Genomic DNA, 16865 nt, shown 5'->3' with positions numbered 1-16865 from the left:
AATCAACTTGAATTAAAGTCAGCTACAACATTAAAAAATGAACTGGGTTTAACCTCACAACAAATCAGGCACTTGGGAGAGCCAGATGGGATCAGAAAAAATCCATATTACAAGAATGGACATCCAATGAAATTGTATTCGGTAGATAGAGTTAAAAACCTATTTTCCATTTCATGAGAGGTTTACTCTACATTACTACTCAATATCAATATCAATCCAACGCATTTCAGCGCTTACAGCGTCAAACCCTTGAGGAAATTTAGTGAATCTGTTGTAACAGGCATCTTGAAATTTGGCATCGAAAATTATTGCTTCTTTAAGACTTGCGAAACTTAAATCTGCTCCTGTTAGGTCTGCACCAGATAAGTTTGTCTGTAATAGTTCTGCACTATTAAAGGATGCTCCCTTTAATGTTGCTCCTTGTAGGTTAGCTTTCTCCAAATGTGCTTCAGTTAAGTTTGCGCCTGTTAAATCTGCCTCACTTAAATCGACTTCAAATAGCAATGCTTCGACCAGGTTTGCCCCTTGCAGTGAAACTCTAGGAGCAATTAAATACATTCCAGCACTAACTGGGTCAAAATCTTCAGGGAAACGAGTTTTTTCATTATAAAAAGCGCTTTCAAAAACTGCATCTTGAAGTTCGGCGCTACTCAGGTCAGCCTCAAATAAACGTGCTGTTTTCAGGTTAGCTTTTCTCAGGTTAACTCCTTGCAGGTTTACCTTCTCTAGGTTTGTCGTCTCTAAGTTAGCGCCTTGCATATCTGCTGCAAGCAAGTCTGCCATACTTAAGTTTCTAACATCTCCTAAATCTGCTTGTCTCAGATTTACCCTTTGTAGGTTTGCTCTACGTACTTGTGTCCCGATCAATTTTGCCCCTTGCAAATTAGCTTTTCGCAGATCAGCCCCTTCTAAATTTGCTTCTGATAAGTTGGCTTTTTTCAGATTAGCTCCCTCCAGGTTTGCTCCTCTCAGGTCTACTTCCTCTAAAAATGATAATTGTAGATTTGCTCCTCTCAGATTCACCTCTGACAAATTTACGGCTATGAGATCCGCTTGTTTTAAGTTTATATTTTGAAAATCTCTTTTTCCTTCTGCATAGAGTCTCAGTAACTTATCTACATTCGTCTCTGGAGTAAACCCTTGTCCCATAAGTGTATCTTTAAGTCTTTTGTAATGGTATATAAATATATTTAACCAAAAAAATTACCAAAATCTACAATTCAAAGTATTGTATTCTTGTATTTCTAGATTCAGCTTTTGATTACTATAGAGACATAATCGAAATGCAGTAAAAATTGTAATTGCTGAGTTGGGATGTGCAATCAGACACCAGGGGTCTTTCTAGAAAATTGCTGCAACTGTGATTTTGGGAATGTTTTGTGATATGGCATTCACGACATCTATGCCATAACCTATAAAGAAATATATCGAACCCCCATCGGCAATTGAGTACCACTGAGAACCTAGATACCACTCTTTTTCATAACTACATCTAAATTGTAGTCTTTGTAAATACCGATGGCGTAGGCGCAGCCCGTGATAGACATCGCCTAGTATAATGCCCCGTGTTCCGCTTGTGCTATCTAGTTTGTACTAAAGGTAACTTTATTCAATCGACAATTGCTAGTTGACGGTTGGTTGCTGTTAGTGCAAGCAGCAATAACGCTGCTATTAATCCAGATAGAAGCGTATTGAATAAAACTGTGGCGACTATGGCGATGAATTGCTGTTGATGAGGGTGATAACAGATTTATAAAACAGTATGATGCTCTCTCCTATCTGCCGTTGTAGCTGAATCTAAATGTACATTCTAAAATCAACTTTTGATTCACTAGCGAATAGGGCTGAATTTCTAAAGCACGTTGAAAAGCTTGGATAGCTTGACCATACTCTCCTAGCGCTGCATAACATAAGCCCATACCATGAAGCGCCCCAAAATGTATTGGATTTATCTGTACAACCATCTGACAATCTGCCAGAGATTTTTGATAATCACCAATACTGTAATAGAGGAAAGCTCGACGATTCCAAGCTTCGGCAAAATCTGGCTGGTCTTTAATTAATGCTGTCAGCGCTATTTCAGCTTCAGCAATTTCACCTGCATCCAGTAACTTTTGACTGCGGTCAATTATTTCCAGCCCATAGATTCCCTTTTGCTGAAACCAGATCCGCCAGATTTTTCTGGTTGCCTTGTCGCGCACTGTGGCATCCGGGTTTTTCAACTCTTCAAGTAAGGAATTGATAAATAAAGAATCCATGAATTTGAGATCAGTGAATATACCTTTGTATTAACTTTCTCACAAAAGATATCGATTAAATCATTTTTAAAGTCATCTTTAAATTAGCCGTGATTAATCGCTAATTATGAAATTTCTGTGTGATTTATTGTGTTCAACAATACGACTAATACCACACTAGATATTTAGAGTCATAAAAATAAAAACTGACTATAGGTAGCTAACAGATCCCTTTGGCGACATCAATATGCCAGAACTGCAAAATGCAGTAGACAAAGGTTGTTTGCAGGTAGATGGCAAAATTATGAAACCAGGCGGTAATTTGGTTATTACCAAAGCCGTAGTTGAGCCAGTTTGGTATTTACCAGGAATTACTAAACGCTTTGACATTGCAGAATCGCAGTTGGTTTGCCCGTAAAGAATGTGTCACCAGAGTGGAAGATATTGGCTTCTAAGAATTAATACTGAATATATTGTATTGGTTTTTCACAAATTGTCTTCGTGGCTAACATACTCTTTATTAGAACCTAAATTTATCTGCTTACTCGCTGCACCGGAAGTATAGAGAGTCTTGTAATGTACATTACATTCTGATGTAGCACTGTATGCGTCTGTCATTGATGACCATTTGAATGAACATAGATTAAGTCCTGGGTTGTGAGATACAGGCAGGGGGCTACACCTAAGCTTATGTAGCACAAAATAAGCTGATTACTTATGAGCAAATGATGATCAAATCCAGTTATTAACCGAATACTGCACAAATCGTTAGTTAACAAATTTTACCTCATCAAATTTGGAAATATTCTCAAATAAATTCATAGCAAATACATCATATTTATACATTAGCTTCATATACAATAGTGATTGATTTTCTCAGACTATTCCATAATCATCTACTATAATGTTGGATACTTCGATTCCCGATTAAAACGATAAATTTACATAGTAGGTACTAATGCTACAACCGACTATCGGACAATTAGAAACAGAAATATCACAGCGAATCATAAATTTATATAATGATAGACTAGGGAAATCTCCTAGCCAAATCATCTGTCATTTTTTTGATACTGAAATCGTAATTTCTATAGAAAACTCTGTTACCCCAGCTGAACAAACTTTACTGAAAGGAGGTTATGATACTTTAGCTGAACAAGTACGATTATATTTAGAAAAAATAATTAAACCAGATTTGAAAAATTTGATTGAGGAAATTATTGGTCAACCTGTCCTCTACCTGATGACAAACACAAATTTAAGAACAGGTCGTACTGGGATTGTTGTAATTCTCAAGGAATTATCTGAAGTTCGTAATCCCGAATCTATTCCCAAGGTAAATGTTAGGAATTTAGCTGACTGATGTGGCGACTGATTACCACTTCTAATTGATTAAAATCATAGGGTTTAGTAATGCAATCATCAAATGCGGTGAGCATCGTGGAGCGATCATCTTGTACCGTTGTTAAAGGTGTGACTGCAATGATTGGAATGGTAGCAGTTTTTGAGTCATGTTTGAGATCGTCAATGACTTGGTTAGCACTCAAATTAGATAATTTCATATCTAGCAGGATTAAATCTGGTTGATGAGTTTGCGCCAACATCACAGCCCTCACCCCTTGTTTGGTACAAATACATGAAAAATTCAATATTCCTAGATGAGAATTAAGTAGCTCTAAATCATGTAAACTCTGTTCTACAACCAAAATTAAAGGCTGTCCATTCATAAGCAGTTAGTCCTGTCTAATAAAAGCTAGGCATAAAAATTCTACCCATCAGGAAAACCTAAAAGTTTTTGTTTCTAGTAAGTGTTTAATTCAATGTACAAGACTATCTTCAGACGACCAACTAAGGCATAAAAATGAATAGGTTAGTGTATAGTGCATTCGGTTATCCATCGCCGCTAAATTTTAGGAAATAATATAGTAAAGTAGTCATAATATCAAGTAAATAGTAGCATAATTGATGTATGTAATTGCCAGGATTGACTATAAAGATCAGTATTTTATGGTAAGTAGCGGATACTTAAAGTACTTGAAGTTGTAGATTTACCAGCCTTAGCCAGGAGTGCCAAAATTGCGTAGGCATCGCGTTTGTTACATTACCAGAAATTAATGAAGTATATTTAACCATCAATTAACTGACGTGCATAAGCGATCGCCTCTGTTGGTGTTGAAAGTTTCCCCTCAACTTGTGCTATAGCAATTTCTGTCAACAGTTGACCAATAATTGGCGAAGCTGGAATATCTAATGATATAATCAACTCCTTCCCGCTTACTAGTGGAGTGGGATGAGCGATCGCATCATTAGGGTTGAGGTAGCGGTTGATCAAAGGTGCTAAAACTTGGTAGCTCATTGCTTTAGTTTCCACTGCTGTGTGTAGTGGCTTGTCACCAGATATTGCCTCTACCAAATTATTAATTGCTACAGCTAGCACTACCGTAGCGGGGAACACAATATCTGCGTCATGAAACAAAAAGTATTGTTCTCGCAACGACATATCAATTAGTTTCAATTGCGGTAACAGTTTCAGAGCAGTAGTTACACCTCGGATTTCTGCACGACTATAAGTTAGTTCCTGTAGCTCTATTTCTGCTAATTCTGGATTTGGGTTGACAAGACAAGCAAGTTTGGCAATACCTAGCCAAGTAGTTTTAATACTATCACGGATATATTCTTGCAGTTGTACCCCTAGTTTTTGCCACTTTTGTGTAAGTAAGGCGGCGGCTGTGTCAACTGCTGCTAGTTTGAGTAAGCTTTCACGGGTGGCATTTTTGAAGAAAGGGGCAAGTAAACCATCCTCCCAAGCCATTGTAATCCAAGGAGTACCCTGAGAATTTGCCAGTAGATAGCCAATTTCTACCCTAACTCTTTCGGCTGCAACTTTGCCAAGATGTGATGCCAAAGAACGAATTGTGGCTTGGGTAGCTGGCTCAATAGTAAAACCTAGTTGGGCAGCTTGGCGATAACCTCGCATTAACCGCAAAGGGTCATCTTCTAGGTTCGCGGGTGATACCATTCGCAAAATGCCCTGCTGTAAGTCTACATAACCTTGCAGAGGATCGATAATTTCTTGCGTATGGGGATTATAAGCGATCGCATTTACCGTAAAGTCCCGTCTGTGCAAATCAACTTCTAAACTATCTCCTTCCTGTTGGGCAAAGTCAGCTGTGGCGTCGGGAAAAACCACACGAGCAATTTGTCGTTTTGCATCGAGTAACACAAAACCAGCTTTGTAATGATGAGCGATCGCTCTCGCTACCTTTACCGCCTTGGATGGTATAACAAAATCTAGATCCAGATATTCGCGAGTTCTGCCAAGGATCGCATCTCGGACAGCGCCGCCTACCATGTAAGCGGGTTGTGGCAGGAATTCCAAACTAAAAGGCCAATTTTCGGGAGCTAGGGTAGAAGGAATTGATTCACGCATTGTAATAAAAATCAACCCAGCAACTCATGAATAACAGTTGGGCTTAAGTTAGATTAACAATAAAGGCCCCTGGAGTTGGTTCTATTATGTGTATTTGCGTGAATTGCCACTATGTAGACAGCTGTGTTACCTATCATGCCGTAGAAGGGCAGCACCAACAGCCTCACTTGACAGAAACACCAGATTTTGATCCGAATGAACCTTCTATTAATGTCAACATTCGGACTAAAGATGATGTGATTGAAATGGAATGGGATGTTGTTGGTTGTCTGAGTTTCAAGCGGGAAACAGGTAAATGGTCGAAGTTGCGTCCTGGTGAATTAGTGCCCACTTGATAGAAAATGATTGGTGTATCTTACAGCTATTTTCAGGTAAATAGACCACGCGGTAGGGGTACACCATTGCTGTGCCTTTATGACAGATGTGCTTTAAATACATGAAAACTGCTGTAATGATTTGTCCTTCAACGATTGCAAATTCATGGTACAGGGAGGAGATGTCAGGAAAGCGATCGCAGAAGATAAAGAAGCCAGCCAAGAGAAAACAGCATGACCAACGCACAGCGACTAGACCATGTAGAAGATGAACTCGAAACTGTTAAGCGATTGCTAGTGTCTACTGCTAGCTACGCAGAATCAGCAAACAGGCGGCTTGATGAGTTGACCATAAAACAAGACCGTACCCAATCTCATCTTGATGAGTTGACCATAAAACAAGACCGTACTCAATCTCATCTTGATGAGTTGACCATAAAACAAGACCGTACTCAATCTCATCTTGATGAGTTGACGATAAAACAAGACCGTACTCAATCTCACCTTGATGAGTTGACGATAAAACAAGACCGTACTCAATCTCACCTTGATGAGTTGACGATAAAACAAGACCGTACTCAATCTCACCTTGATGAGTTGACGATAAAACAAGACCGCACCCAATCTCACCTTGACCAAATAGGGGTGGGTGTTGACCAGGTAGGGGCAAAAGTTGACCAAGTTTCTGATAGGGTTGATAGTTTTATCACTCACACGCAACGCCTATTTACAAAGGCAGGCAGTGAGATCGAGGAAACAAAGGCACGAACTGAGCGATTAGAAGCACTCATGCTAAAGCTTGACCGAAGCTTTGAGGAACAAAAATCTCAGTTTCAGGAGTTTCAACTTACCACAGGTGCTGCCTTGGAGCGAATTGACCGAGTTTTGGACTATCTATTGAGACAGCAAGGCGGTAATCCAAATCCCCCATCATAGCCGCGATCGCACATAGAAAGTCAACAGCAAGCAAAAATTTGCGATCACTTTATGATTTTGTTCAAATAGCAAAACCTTTCTCCTGAGACTTCTGTCCAAAGCAGAAGAAAAGAAATGTAGTCTATTCAATTAACAACCGCTATGTTATATGCTTGAATAAATCACGTTAACTCTATAAAAATAGATATTTTAAATAACTTTGACAACGGAACTAGAAAACCTTCCAATAAATAAATACGCTTTAGCACTACATACCACTACACCTGAATTAGGTCTAGCAATTAGTAATTTTGCAGGCGATACTCGCTCTCAAATTTGGAATTTGGGGCGCGATCTATCTAGCTTAGTGCATCAATATTTAATTGAATTTATCAAACCGCAAACTTGGGCAGATTTGTCCTTTATCGCAGTTGCAAAAGGCCCCGGCGGCTTTACAGGAACTCGGATTGGTGTCGTGACTGCTCGCACTTTGGGACAACAGTTAGATATTCCTGTATTTGCGATTTCAACTTTGGCTGCGGTAGCTTGGTCAGAAGTAGGCAAAAGTCAAAATCTAAAAACTATTGCTGTGGAAATGCCAGCACAACGAGGTCAAATTTTCGCTGCTATTTATCAGTTTGAGCCAGATACTTCTAAACTAAAAGTGTGTTTGTCAGATAGAGTGTTGACACCAGAAGCATGGCAGGAAACTTTAGCGAATTGGAACACTAATTATCAGCTGATTCAAGCCCAATCTGGGTTAGCAGCAACGGTGACAAGTATTTTGGAATTAGCTAATCTCGATTGGCAAGAGGGCAAGTGTCCTAATTGGTCAGAGGCTTTACCATATTATGGGCAGCATCCAGTAGAAGTTTAACTGATATGCATCAATTCCTTCGCCACGCTCTAATTATGCTAAGGAATCGCGCAGAAATAACTTACCTATAGAGCAATACGTTGGGTTAAGACTAAAACTATTTGTCAAGGTCAATTTTTTTTATGAACCGCCAAGGACGCAAAGAACGCAAAGTAAGAGAGGAAAGAGAAGGAAGAAATTCTTAACTGAACTGTATTGACCTATAGAGGGATGGTGAATTCCATGAAACTCGTTGAAAAAATTACAGCTTTTCAATGATAATCCTTCAGTAAATTTCCTGAAAAGACCTAATGTTATTTTTTAGAAATCCTCGTTTTCTTCGGATGACAGCAATAGTTTGTAGAGAATAGGATGTGGGAAATAATTGCTATATGTCCACAACAGATAGGGCTTTGTAGAGTTCAGCACTACCAAACCTATTTGAACTAAAAAATGACGCAATTAAATTATCTGAAACTTGCAAAGCAGGGTGATGTACAAGCGATTGGTGTCTTGATAAACCGCTCTCTCCAACCTAAAGGTATCAATGCCAAGATTGCTTTTAAAAATAGTTGCTTAAAGATAATGTTGGAATCAACTTCAGTTCCAGAGCAACAGGTTTTAGTTGAGTTGATTCACAGAGGAATAATAAGTTTGGATATTTCGTCCGTTAAAATAGTTCAGGTGTACGGACGACAGACAGGTGAAGACTTCCCGGCATGGAGCCAATAATTTACATTAGCAGAGGAATTACCGCCTTCATCAAATTCATCGGAAATTAAATTAACAAATTCTCCTACCAAAAAACAATTAACAGATAAACCTTTAGAATATTCTCAATCTACTTATGTCAAGAAGCAATATGACCCCAAGGTGGTGATATTATCAGCTTTATGGAGTTTCTGTAAGTGGTATATATCAGGATTTACTAGAAAATCCTATGAAGAAATTTATGTATCTTCTATATTTATCCGCTCATGTCACAAAGGTTTAAGAATGTTTTTTAATATCATATTTATTATCTTAGGATTTTTAATTTTAGCCTTGATTAAACAAAACAATATTTCATTTCCACCAGTTTCATCTGTTTCTTCATCTTCTGGAAGTGGATCTGAATCTTCTTCAATATCTGGAAAGGTAAACGGAAGATTATGTGCAACAAATTTTAATGAGAGTATGGCAGGAGCGGCTGAAGCAACCTTTGATAGTAGTAATAAGACTATGAGCATTATTATATCTGATAGTGGCAAGATATTAACAGAACAAGGGTTTAAGCAAATTTCTACAAATATGGCAAATAGCACTTTTTCCACTTGTGATGTTAAAACTGTAAAAATTGAGAGTAGCAGTTATTCTGGAGTAATACAAAATCCATAGCTGAATATTGATATATAAAGTTTATTGTTACAATAGAGATTAAATGTATGGATTTGACAGAATTAAAGTGGACTAAAAATGTAAATCATCAGGGTGATGATAAATATTGGGCTTATCAAAATGTTGGCCCGGTTTTAAACATTTTTCAATTAAATTGGAAAACAGAACAAGCAGAGAACGCCCTCAAACCAGAAGAAAGCGAACTTATTCTTTTAAGACAGCGTACCAAAGTAACGCATATTGTCAAACTTCTGAACAACACTTTGTATAAAGAGACTCCCGAAGGAGAATTTGGTATCTCCCGTCGCGTTCAAGTAATTTGGATAGCGGATTATTCGAGTCTACCTCCTGAACAAGACATAGTGTTTGGTTATCATGTCCATCTTCAAGGGGGTAAAGTGATGAAGTTGGAAACCCCTACATTCAACAAACATTGGGGGAGCCAAGGCGGATTAGTAGTATTTCAAAAGCATCTTCTAAACACGCTTACATTAGAACGATAAAATACGCTTTTCCTGGGGTTTTAAGCGATCGTATCACAGTACATGAATCCAAAATCAAAACAGCCACAACCAAACTGGGAGAGTAACCAACAATACTATAGCCCCAGCAGCTAAGGCAGTAACTGCCAGATCGCGATCGAGATTGAATGTCTCAGCAATTACCAGTGTGGCGAAAGCTGGAGGCATGGCCATTTGTAGCACGATTATCTTTGCGATCGCCCCAGTTAATCCAAACAGGGGTAAGATGCTACCCAATATCAAGGGAACTAGCAGCATTTTGATTCCTAAGCTTATCCCTACTTGTGGTAGGCTACGCCAAGATTTGAGCAGCGCCAGTCGCATTCCAATTAACACCAGGGATAAAGCTACACTACTCCAAGCAAATTTTTCTAACCAGAATTCCGCAACTGTGGAAATTGTCACCTGCCGAAACAGCAAGCCAAATCCGAAACCCCACAGCGCAGGATTAATTAAAATGGCTTTAGTAATCTGCCAATGATTCTGGACACCGCCACCAAAACGCGCTGCTAGCAACACACCCAAAGCATAAGTTCCTGGGAATGAACCTAGCAAATCATAAAATAGCGCCCAAGCAAAGTATTCCTTGCCTACCATTGCTAAGGTGATCGGAAAACCAAGATAACCAGTATTACCTAACATTGCAGCTAATATCAAGCTAGCCTGAGTTGGTGGTTGGGGAACAGTCTTTTTAAAATAGGCTTGTGCTTTAATCCCTAACCAAGCTAAAAATGCTCCTAGTAAAATAGCGAGGTAAGCGATTGCAGGTGCAATCCAAAATTGCCCTGATAAACTAGATTGACGCAAAAACGATACTATGCTTATGGGTACTCCCACCCAAAAAAGAAACAGTCCCAAACGTGTAGGAACTGTTACAGGTAGTTTGCGTCCCAGTATAAAACCTACCAGGACTAATCCTCCCAGCTTGACGTATAGTTCTAAAAGGTTTGTCAAGGTTGCGCCTAAGAACCACAGATGTAAAATGCTACCTGTTACGTTTACTTTTGTCCAGTGCAAAATCTGTTATGGCTATTCCACAAAAACAGGAGTTTACCCTTGAATAAGACAGGGTTTTCTGGAAAACCGCAAAACTCATCGAATGACCTTGGCGATGATATTCCAGTGGCTGTACGCGATACCCCTGTTGCAGCATCTAAAATTTGGTTGCAACCCCGAATTATCTTTATTGGGGGAATTGCAGGATTTGTCTTGCTAGCTTTAATTGGCAGTTTTTTGTTTTTGGTCACAGCACCCAAAAAAACCGCCGATTCTCAACTTTTACCAGCTACTTCTACTCCTACAACTCCAACAGCATCTAATAATTCCAGCGATACTGTGTTAGGGCATTTTCCATACCCAGAAGCCCCTGAGTCAGAACTAGTAACCATCTCCGCAAATAGGGGCATTAGAATGCGAAAAGCTGCTGCCCAAAAGTTTGAGGAGATGGTAGCAGCAGCGCGGAGCTCAGGTGTAATTTTAGTACCAATTTCTGGCTTTCGCTCAGTCAAAGACCAAGAGCAGTTGTTTTTTGCTGTCGGTGCCCAGCGAAATCAAACGCCAGCACAACGAGCCGCCCTCAGCGCTCCTCCTGGTCATAGCGAACATCACACAGGTTATGCTGTGGATGTTGGAGACGGAGCAGTACCAGCAACTAATCTTCAAACAAACTTTGACAATACCAAGGCTTATCGGTGGCTGCAAGCAAATGCAGCACGTTTTAGCTTTGAAATGTCTTTTCCCAAAGATAATGCTCAAGGTGTAAGTTATGAGCCTTGGCACTGGCGTTTTGTAGGCGATCGCAATAGCTTGGAAATGTTTTACAAAGCCAGAAACTTGAAACCCGCTAAGATATCGCCATAAAAGACAAAAGACAAAAGACAAGAGTCAGGAGTAATTAATTGGTTCTCTTCCTCTCTCCTTACTCCCTCTCATCTAGTGGAGGCTGAAGCACTAGTTCTTTAAGGGCTGGACAGTAGTATTCAGCAATTTTCTTAGCGATCGCATCTGGTCGAGAAATTTTATCTAGATTGCAAAGTAAAATCACGGTAATTTTGTCATCAATAAAGCGGGTAATGTTACTTGCGAATCCTAGTATCGAACCATTATGACTAACTACTCGGCGATTGCCATAATTCAATACCCACCAACCTAAACCTGCAACATATCTTAACTTTTCCCAATCATCACCCTGATTTGGAAAATGAGGAGTCCACATCAAATCAAGGGTTGATTGCTTTAGCAAAGTTTCACCACAAAGCGCCTGTTCCCACTTCACCATATCTTCTACGCTGGAAAGTTGACCTCCAGCCGAATAGGTAACAGAAGGACTGTAGTAAGGTTTGTTAATGAGTTTGCTGTTTAGCAACCGATAGCCAGCAGCCCTGTGTGGAACTATTTCACTGGGATTATTCATCACGGTTGCACTCATTCCCAAAGGAGCAAAAATGCGCTCTTGTAACAAATCTCCATAAGATTGTTCAGTTACCTTTTCTAGGATCAAACCCAGTAGATAGTAACCTGTGTTGTCATAGGCGCTAAACTCACCCGGTTGGAACTTGAGGGGTAGGTGAGTAACTAAAGCCAAAATTTCAGATTTCGATAAATTAAGATGGGTAATTTCCCAGTAGTTTGGGGCATCGGTATAACTAGGAATTCCAGACTGATGAGACAGAATATGCCCGATTGTGACATTTTGCCATGTTAGGGGTAGACAATCGAGATAGTCTGCGATCGCATCTTCTAACGAAATTATCCCTTGCTCAACCAGCATGATTATGGCTGTAGCGGTAAAAGTTTTACCGACAGAGGCAATTTCATAAACTGTATGTTCAGTCGCTAGAACAGAGTGTTCAACATTTGCCAGTCCATAGCCCTTAACTAAAACAGGTTCACCTTCCCGCACCACTGCAACAGAAAGCCCCGGAATCTGGTTTTTAGTCATTATGGCTCGAATATAGTCGTCAATCACGATTTCCAACCTTCTGCCTCCTGCTAGTCTCCAGTGCCATGTCCTGAACTTTGAGTTTTAGCTTCTGATGGGTCAGGCTGAGGTTTTTGATACTTACCTGGATACTTATGCTGAAAATAAGCTTCTAGTACTTGTAAAACCATTGGCCCGCAAATAGTACCACCATGTTCGCCAGTATTTTCCCCAAAGGCCACAACCACAATTTCTGGCTTATTACTGGGCGCATAAGCACCAAACCATGTATGATTTGGGCGACCAACACCAGCTTCAGCTGTGCCACTTTTCCCGGACGCTGGGGCAATTGTCGGCACGTCCAAGCGCTTACCAGTGCCTTCACTCACCACCTTCCGCAGTCCGTCGCGGAGAACTTTGATAGTTGTCGGCTTCATATTTAAGGATTCTCGCCAACTTTTTGCTTCTTCGTTATCTTTAAGCAAATGCGGCTGAACTCGATATCCACCATTAGCAGGGACAGAAAACATAATCGCTGATTGCAGAGGTGTCACTTGCAAAGCGCCTTGACCAATTGACATATTAATGGTGTCGCCTACAGTCCAAGGTATCTTCCAAGCTTTCTGCTTCCATGTTTCATCTGGAACCAAGCCTACTGATTCTTCATCACGAAATTCAATACCAGTTCTTTGACCAAACCCGTATTTGCGACTCCATTTGATTAAAGTGGGACCACCGACTTTTCTACCAACTTGATAGAAGAAAGTATCACTACTCATAGCGATCGCTCTCGGAAATCCTAATGGCCCAAATCCAGCGTGGTTCCACTCACCAAATGTCACCCCACCCACGGTAAGAGAACCAAAGGTTTGTAGTATTGAGTCAGGAGAAAATTCACCTGATTCGAGTCCAGCTGTTGTAGTGACAATTTTGAAAGTACTGGCGGGCGGAAAGGCACTCAGGGCACGATTAACCAAGGGATGATCTTTACCTTGCACGCTTTCCCAATCTTTCTGGGAGAGTTTTTGTTTAGAAAAGATATTTGGGTCAAAGGTGGGGTAAGATACCAACGCTAAAACAGCACCATTATTCGGATCGAGTGCTGCGATCGCACCTCGGTGATTTCCCAAAGCTTTTTGGGCTGCTTTTTGCACATCCAAATCTATGGTCAGGTGCAAATCATTACCAGCTTTTGCCTGTTTCTCCCCTATAACCCGGATTGGTCTACCCGCACCATCCACTTCCACTTGCTGACCGCCCCATTCGCCCCGTAGAGCTTTCTCATAAGCTTTTTCCACACCCATTTGACCGATTACATCTCCCAATCGATAGCCTAACTCCTTCTTGCCCTTTAACTGGTCAGCGGTCAACTCTCGTGTATAACCTAGTACGTGCGCTAATTCCTTGCCGTGGGGATAATAACGTACAGAATCTGTATTGATTTCCACTTCTGGGAGTTCATTTTTATACTCCTTTAATGCCGTAATTTCTGCTTCATTTAAATCGCGAGCAACCCGGATGAGTGAAGAAGAATTAGCACCTGCTTGTTCTAATTTCTTTTCCATCTCATCTTGGGGAATGTTGAGAATTTGCGCCAGACGCGGGCCGACTACAGACCAGGAAGGCTTAGTATGTGCCATTGGCCACAAATATACTGAGCTAGGATAGCGAGTACTGGCTAAAAGTTTGCCATTCCGGTCAAAAATATTGCCCCGTTCTGGTTGTTTGGTAATCATCCGAATTCGGTTTGCTTCAGCTCGTTCCCGGAGTTTTGGCCCTTCAACTATTTGCAAGTAAGCCAAACGAGCCTCAATCCCACTGGTCATTAATAGGGTAAATACGATTAAAAATATTGATTGGAAACCACGTCCAACTGTACGTGTATCTTTTTTGCTGCCAAGTGATGGGAATAAAGACATAAGTATTAATTCAAAATTCAAAACTTGTACTGAGCTTGTCGAAGTATTCCAAATGAATAAATGCAATTCTAGCCAGTCTTTTAGCAATTGCTATTATGCAATTTTAAGGCATGTTAACTTAATCACAGAATCTCTAAACAGGATTTTAAGTATATAAATTTACCACAATTTTATTCTCCTTACTGGGTATGAAAGAATCAGGCGAGTATATTCTTGAACAATTGTTTTTGGCGGATACAATAAACCAAAGTGTCAAATATAGTCTGCCCAAAAGACTAGAGCAATTGACAAAATAACGTAAGATCACGGCATTCTACTGAGGATTATGGCTCAAATTGTCATGCAAAATCAGAGGGGGATAACAAGTTTTCAGCCACTTGATGTTGAACTGCGTAACGTCTTCAAGTTTTTTAACCAAGAACCAGCAGTAAATGGAATAGATTTGGATGTCAGACAAGGAGAATTTTTTAGTATTTTAGGCCCCTCCGGTTGTGGTAAAACAACAACACTACGCTTAATTGCTGGGTTTGAAATTGCTGATGCTGGTAAGGTGTTTATTCAGGGTCAGTCCATGACTAATGTGCCTCCTTACCGCCGACCCGTCAATACTGTATTTCAAAGTTACGCTCTATTTAACCACCTGAATGTCTGGAATAACATCGCCTTTGGACTGCGGTTAAAAAAAATACCCAAATCGAAAATTGAAGCTAGAGTCCAAGAAGCTTTAAAACTTGTGAAAATGGAAAGTTTGCGATCGCGCTTTCCCAATCAACTTTCTGGGGGCCAACAGCAGCGAGTCGCCTTAGCAAGGGCTTTAGTCAACCGTCCCACCGTTGTACTACTGGATGAACCTTTAGGGGCGTTAGATTTAAAACTACGTAAGGAAATGCAGGTTGAGTTATCAAATTTACACAAAGACTTGGGGTTAACCTTTGTGATGGTGACACACGACCAAGAAGAAGCATTGTCTTTGAGCGATCGCATTGCCGTGATGAATCGAGGCAAAATTGAACAAGTTGGCACTCCCAACCAAATTTACGAACGTCCCTGTACATCCTTTGTTGCTGATTTTATTGGTGATACTAATTTATTCAGTGGTGAAATCGTCGCGGTAGACTCCTCTAATATTAAAATTTCCACAAAAATAGGACTATCAATTGTTATTAGCCGCACTGAAGATACACCAACTGAATTATCACAAGCTGTAGTAGTAAGTGTGCGTCCAGAAAAAATACAGCTTTCGCTGTATCCACCTAATTTGCCAGCTAACTGCTTTGAAGGACGGCTTGTCAACGTTATGTATTTGGGCACACACGTTAATTATGTTATGGAATTAACAAATGGCATTAGCATCAATGTGTTGCAACCTAATACTTTTGGCACTTTACCAGACCGCGACACGCCTATTTATGCCTGGTGGGCAGAAACTGATTGTTTAGCTATTAGTCAATAGTCAAACAATTTTGGATTTTAGATTTTAGATTAACCCAGTAACTAATTCCCAAATTTGATGTTGTTCAGCTAACAGCGTAGTTGAATAAAGTTCTTGCAATGCTTCTAACTGTTGCAGCAATTGTGCATTTTGCTGACGTAAAAGCAATACCTCGTCATTTAGTGCCTTCTTACACATATTTACCTCACATTTACTTTACTTAGTACAACATTTCATTAATTCGTAGCGAATTCTTGTCAGCGCGGGAGAAAGTGCGAAGACTAGTACTGATATTTTTTAACCTGTCGCACGCCATAGTCATGGAATCAATCATCTTGGGCAAGTCTGATAAGCTATAGTCTAAGTCAATTTCTTCGGCGTGGTCTTTGATTTCCTCGCCTGGATTTGGTAGAGTTTCTTGATAGAGCTTCAGGTGTTCGCTAATATCTGCGACGGTAGGTTGAGCAAGTTTTAGAGTAGCAGCAATAAAACCGAGAGGATTATTCATTTCATGAGCGACACCAGCAACTAAGTTACCCAAAGCTGACATTTTTTCACTTTGAACAATTTGTAATTGTGCCTGTTGTAAATCAAGTAATGCTTGTTGAGCTTTTTGATAAAGTCTGGTATTTTCTAGAGAGATTGCTGCTTGGGAAGAAAGTAAGTTAATTACTTGCAATTGTTCCTGGGTAAATACTCCAGAAGTGATTTGGTTTTCCAGATATAAAATCCCCACTAAATGCCCTTGATTAATAATTGGTGTACACAAGACACTCTGGGGTTGTGAGGAATGCATATATTCCCCAATCACCCCCCTGATATCTGTTTGGCAATTATCTATGACAACGGTTTCTTGGGTATTCTTGACATAGTTAATAATTTTTCTGGGGATATCTTGACAAGTGTCTAGTAATTGTGGTTCAAAGATGGTTTGTATTTGAGCG

At 40.1% G+C, this 16865-nt stretch carries 17 protein-coding genes and 2 pseudogenes; 10 read left to right on the top strand and 9 right to left on the bottom strand.

What is annotated here, in order from left to right:
- Positions 1-195: 195 nt before the first annotated feature.
- Both V7K60_RS26155 and V7K60_RS26150 read right to left on the bottom strand, forming a co-directional pair.
- The gene (locus V7K60_RS26155; protein ID WP_334929771.1) at positions 196-1149 is read right to left on the bottom strand and encodes a pentapeptide repeat-containing protein; all 954 of its coding nucleotides are present in this window, start codon (positions 1147-1149) and stop codon (positions 196-198) included.
- Positions 1150-1775: 626 nt separating this feature from the next.
- Positions 1776-2258: a tetratricopeptide repeat protein gene (locus V7K60_RS26150; RefSeq protein WP_334929769.1), complete on the bottom strand. Its 483-nt coding sequence runs from the start codon at positions 2256-2258 to the stop codon at positions 1776-1778.
- Between the two features lie 220 nt (positions 2259-2478).
- Between V7K60_RS26150 and V7K60_RS26145 the strand changes: the two are divergent.
- Both V7K60_RS26145 and V7K60_RS26140 read left to right on the top strand, forming a co-directional pair.
- Positions 2479-2643, top strand: a pseudogene (locus V7K60_RS26145) (GTP cyclohydrolase II); the annotation flags it as partial.
- Positions 2644-3195: 552 nt separating this feature from the next.
- Positions 3196-3600: a DUF2294 domain-containing protein gene (locus V7K60_RS26140; protein WP_334929767.1), complete on the top strand. Its 405-nt coding sequence runs from the start codon at positions 3196-3198 to the stop codon at positions 3598-3600.
- Here the strand turns inward: V7K60_RS26140 and V7K60_RS26135 are convergent.
- Positions 3581-3964: a response regulator gene (locus tag V7K60_RS26135; protein ID WP_334929765.1), complete on the bottom strand. Its 384-nt coding sequence runs from the start codon at positions 3962-3964 to the stop codon at positions 3581-3583. The two genes, V7K60_RS26140 and V7K60_RS26135, sit on opposite strands and share 20 nt — an antisense overlap.
- Before the next feature lie 398 nt (positions 3965-4362).
- On the bottom strand, positions 4363-5667 hold the full coding sequence (locus V7K60_RS26130; RefSeq protein WP_334929763.1) for a CCA tRNA nucleotidyltransferase: 1305 nt from the start codon (positions 5665-5667) through the stop codon (positions 4363-4365).
- Positions 5668-5753: 86 nt separating this feature from the next.
- On the opposite strand from V7K60_RS26130, the gene V7K60_RS26125 reads away from it, so the two are divergent.
- From V7K60_RS26125 to V7K60_RS26100, 6 genes are all read left to right on the top strand, one after another.
- A complete protein-coding gene (locus tag V7K60_RS26125) occupies positions 5754-6002 on the top strand; it encodes a Ycf34 family protein (RefSeq protein ID WP_251960287.1) in 249 nt (82 codons plus the stop codon).
- Positions 6003-6215: 213 nt separating this feature from the next.
- Positions 6216-6917, top strand: a complete 702-nt coding sequence (locus V7K60_RS26120) for a 6-aminohexanoate hydrolase (protein ID WP_334929761.1) — start codon at positions 6216-6218, stop codon at positions 6915-6917.
- Between the two features lie 199 nt (positions 6918-7116).
- A complete protein-coding gene (gene tsaB / locus V7K60_RS26115; RefSeq protein ID WP_334929759.1) occupies positions 7117-7773 on the top strand; it encodes a tRNA (adenosine(37)-N6)-threonylcarbamoyltransferase complex dimerization subunit type 1 TsaB in 657 nt (218 codons plus the stop codon).
- Positions 7774-8205: 432 nt separating this feature from the next.
- Positions 8206-8484 carry a hypothetical protein gene (locus V7K60_RS26110; RefSeq protein WP_334929757.1) on the top strand — a complete coding sequence of 93 codons (279 nt, stop codon included), beginning with the start codon at positions 8206-8208 and terminating at the stop codon, positions 8482-8484.
- 141 nt (positions 8485-8625) lie between these two features.
- Positions 8626-9129, top strand: coding sequence for a hypothetical protein (locus tag V7K60_RS26105; protein WP_334929755.1), 504 nt, complete (start codon positions 8626-8628; stop codon positions 9127-9129).
- 47 nt (positions 9130-9176) lie between these two features.
- Entirely contained in the window at positions 9177-9632 is a 456-nt protein-coding gene (locus tag V7K60_RS26100) for a hypothetical protein (RefSeq protein WP_334929753.1), read from the top strand.
- A 54-nt stretch (positions 9633-9686) separates the two neighbouring features.
- Here the strand turns inward: V7K60_RS26100 and V7K60_RS26095 are convergent, their stop codons facing one another.
- Positions 9687-10604 (bottom strand): AEC family transporter, encoded by a 918-nt coding sequence (locus tag V7K60_RS26095; RefSeq protein WP_334929854.1) that lies wholly within the window; start codon positions 10602-10604, stop codon positions 9687-9689.
- A gap of 102 nt (positions 10605-10706) precedes the next feature.
- Between V7K60_RS26095 and V7K60_RS26090 the strand changes: the two genes are divergently transcribed.
- Positions 10707-11510 (top strand): M15 family metallopeptidase, encoded by an 804-nt coding sequence (locus V7K60_RS26090; RefSeq protein ID WP_334929751.1) that lies wholly within the window; start codon positions 10707-10709, stop codon positions 11508-11510.
- A gap of 58 nt (positions 11511-11568) precedes the next feature.
- Here the strand turns inward: V7K60_RS26090 and V7K60_RS26085 are convergent, their stop codons facing one another.
- Complete coding sequence (locus V7K60_RS26085; RefSeq protein ID WP_334929749.1) at positions 11569-12618, bottom strand: serine hydrolase domain-containing protein; 1050 nt, start codon at positions 12616-12618, stop codon at positions 11569-11571.
- 23 nt (positions 12619-12641) lie between these two features.
- Positions 12642-14489 carry a penicillin-binding protein 2 gene (mrdA, locus tag V7K60_RS26080; RefSeq protein WP_334929747.1) on the bottom strand — a complete coding sequence of 616 codons (1848 nt, stop codon included), beginning with the start codon at positions 14487-14489 and terminating at the stop codon, positions 12642-12644.
- Positions 14490-14814: 325 nt separating this feature from the next.
- Between mrdA and V7K60_RS26075 the strand changes: the two genes are divergently transcribed.
- Positions 14815-15942 (top strand): ABC transporter ATP-binding protein, encoded by a 1128-nt coding sequence (locus V7K60_RS26075; protein ID WP_334929745.1) that lies wholly within the window; start codon positions 14815-14817, stop codon positions 15940-15942.
- Between the two features lie 24 nt (positions 15943-15966).
- Here V7K60_RS26075 and V7K60_RS26070 read toward each other — a convergent pair whose 3' ends face one another.
- Both V7K60_RS26070 and V7K60_RS35420 read right to left on the bottom strand, forming a co-directional pair.
- Positions 15967-16119 (bottom strand): hypothetical protein, encoded by a 153-nt coding sequence (locus tag V7K60_RS26070; protein WP_334929743.1) that lies wholly within the window; start codon positions 16117-16119, stop codon positions 15967-15969.
- Between the two features lie 52 nt (positions 16120-16171).
- Positions 16172-16861, bottom strand: a pseudogene (locus V7K60_RS35420) (GAF domain-containing protein); the annotation flags it as partial.
- Between the last annotated feature and the right edge of the window lie 4 nt (positions 16862-16865).

Origin of the sequence: Nostoc sp. (genome assembly GCF_036917555.1) — a bacterium.
Lineage (GTDB): Bacteria > Cyanobacteriota > Cyanobacteriia > Cyanobacteriales > Nostocaceae > Nostoc.
Note: the sequence above shows the minus strand (reverse complement) of the source record. Positions and strands in the feature narration are given on the sequence as shown.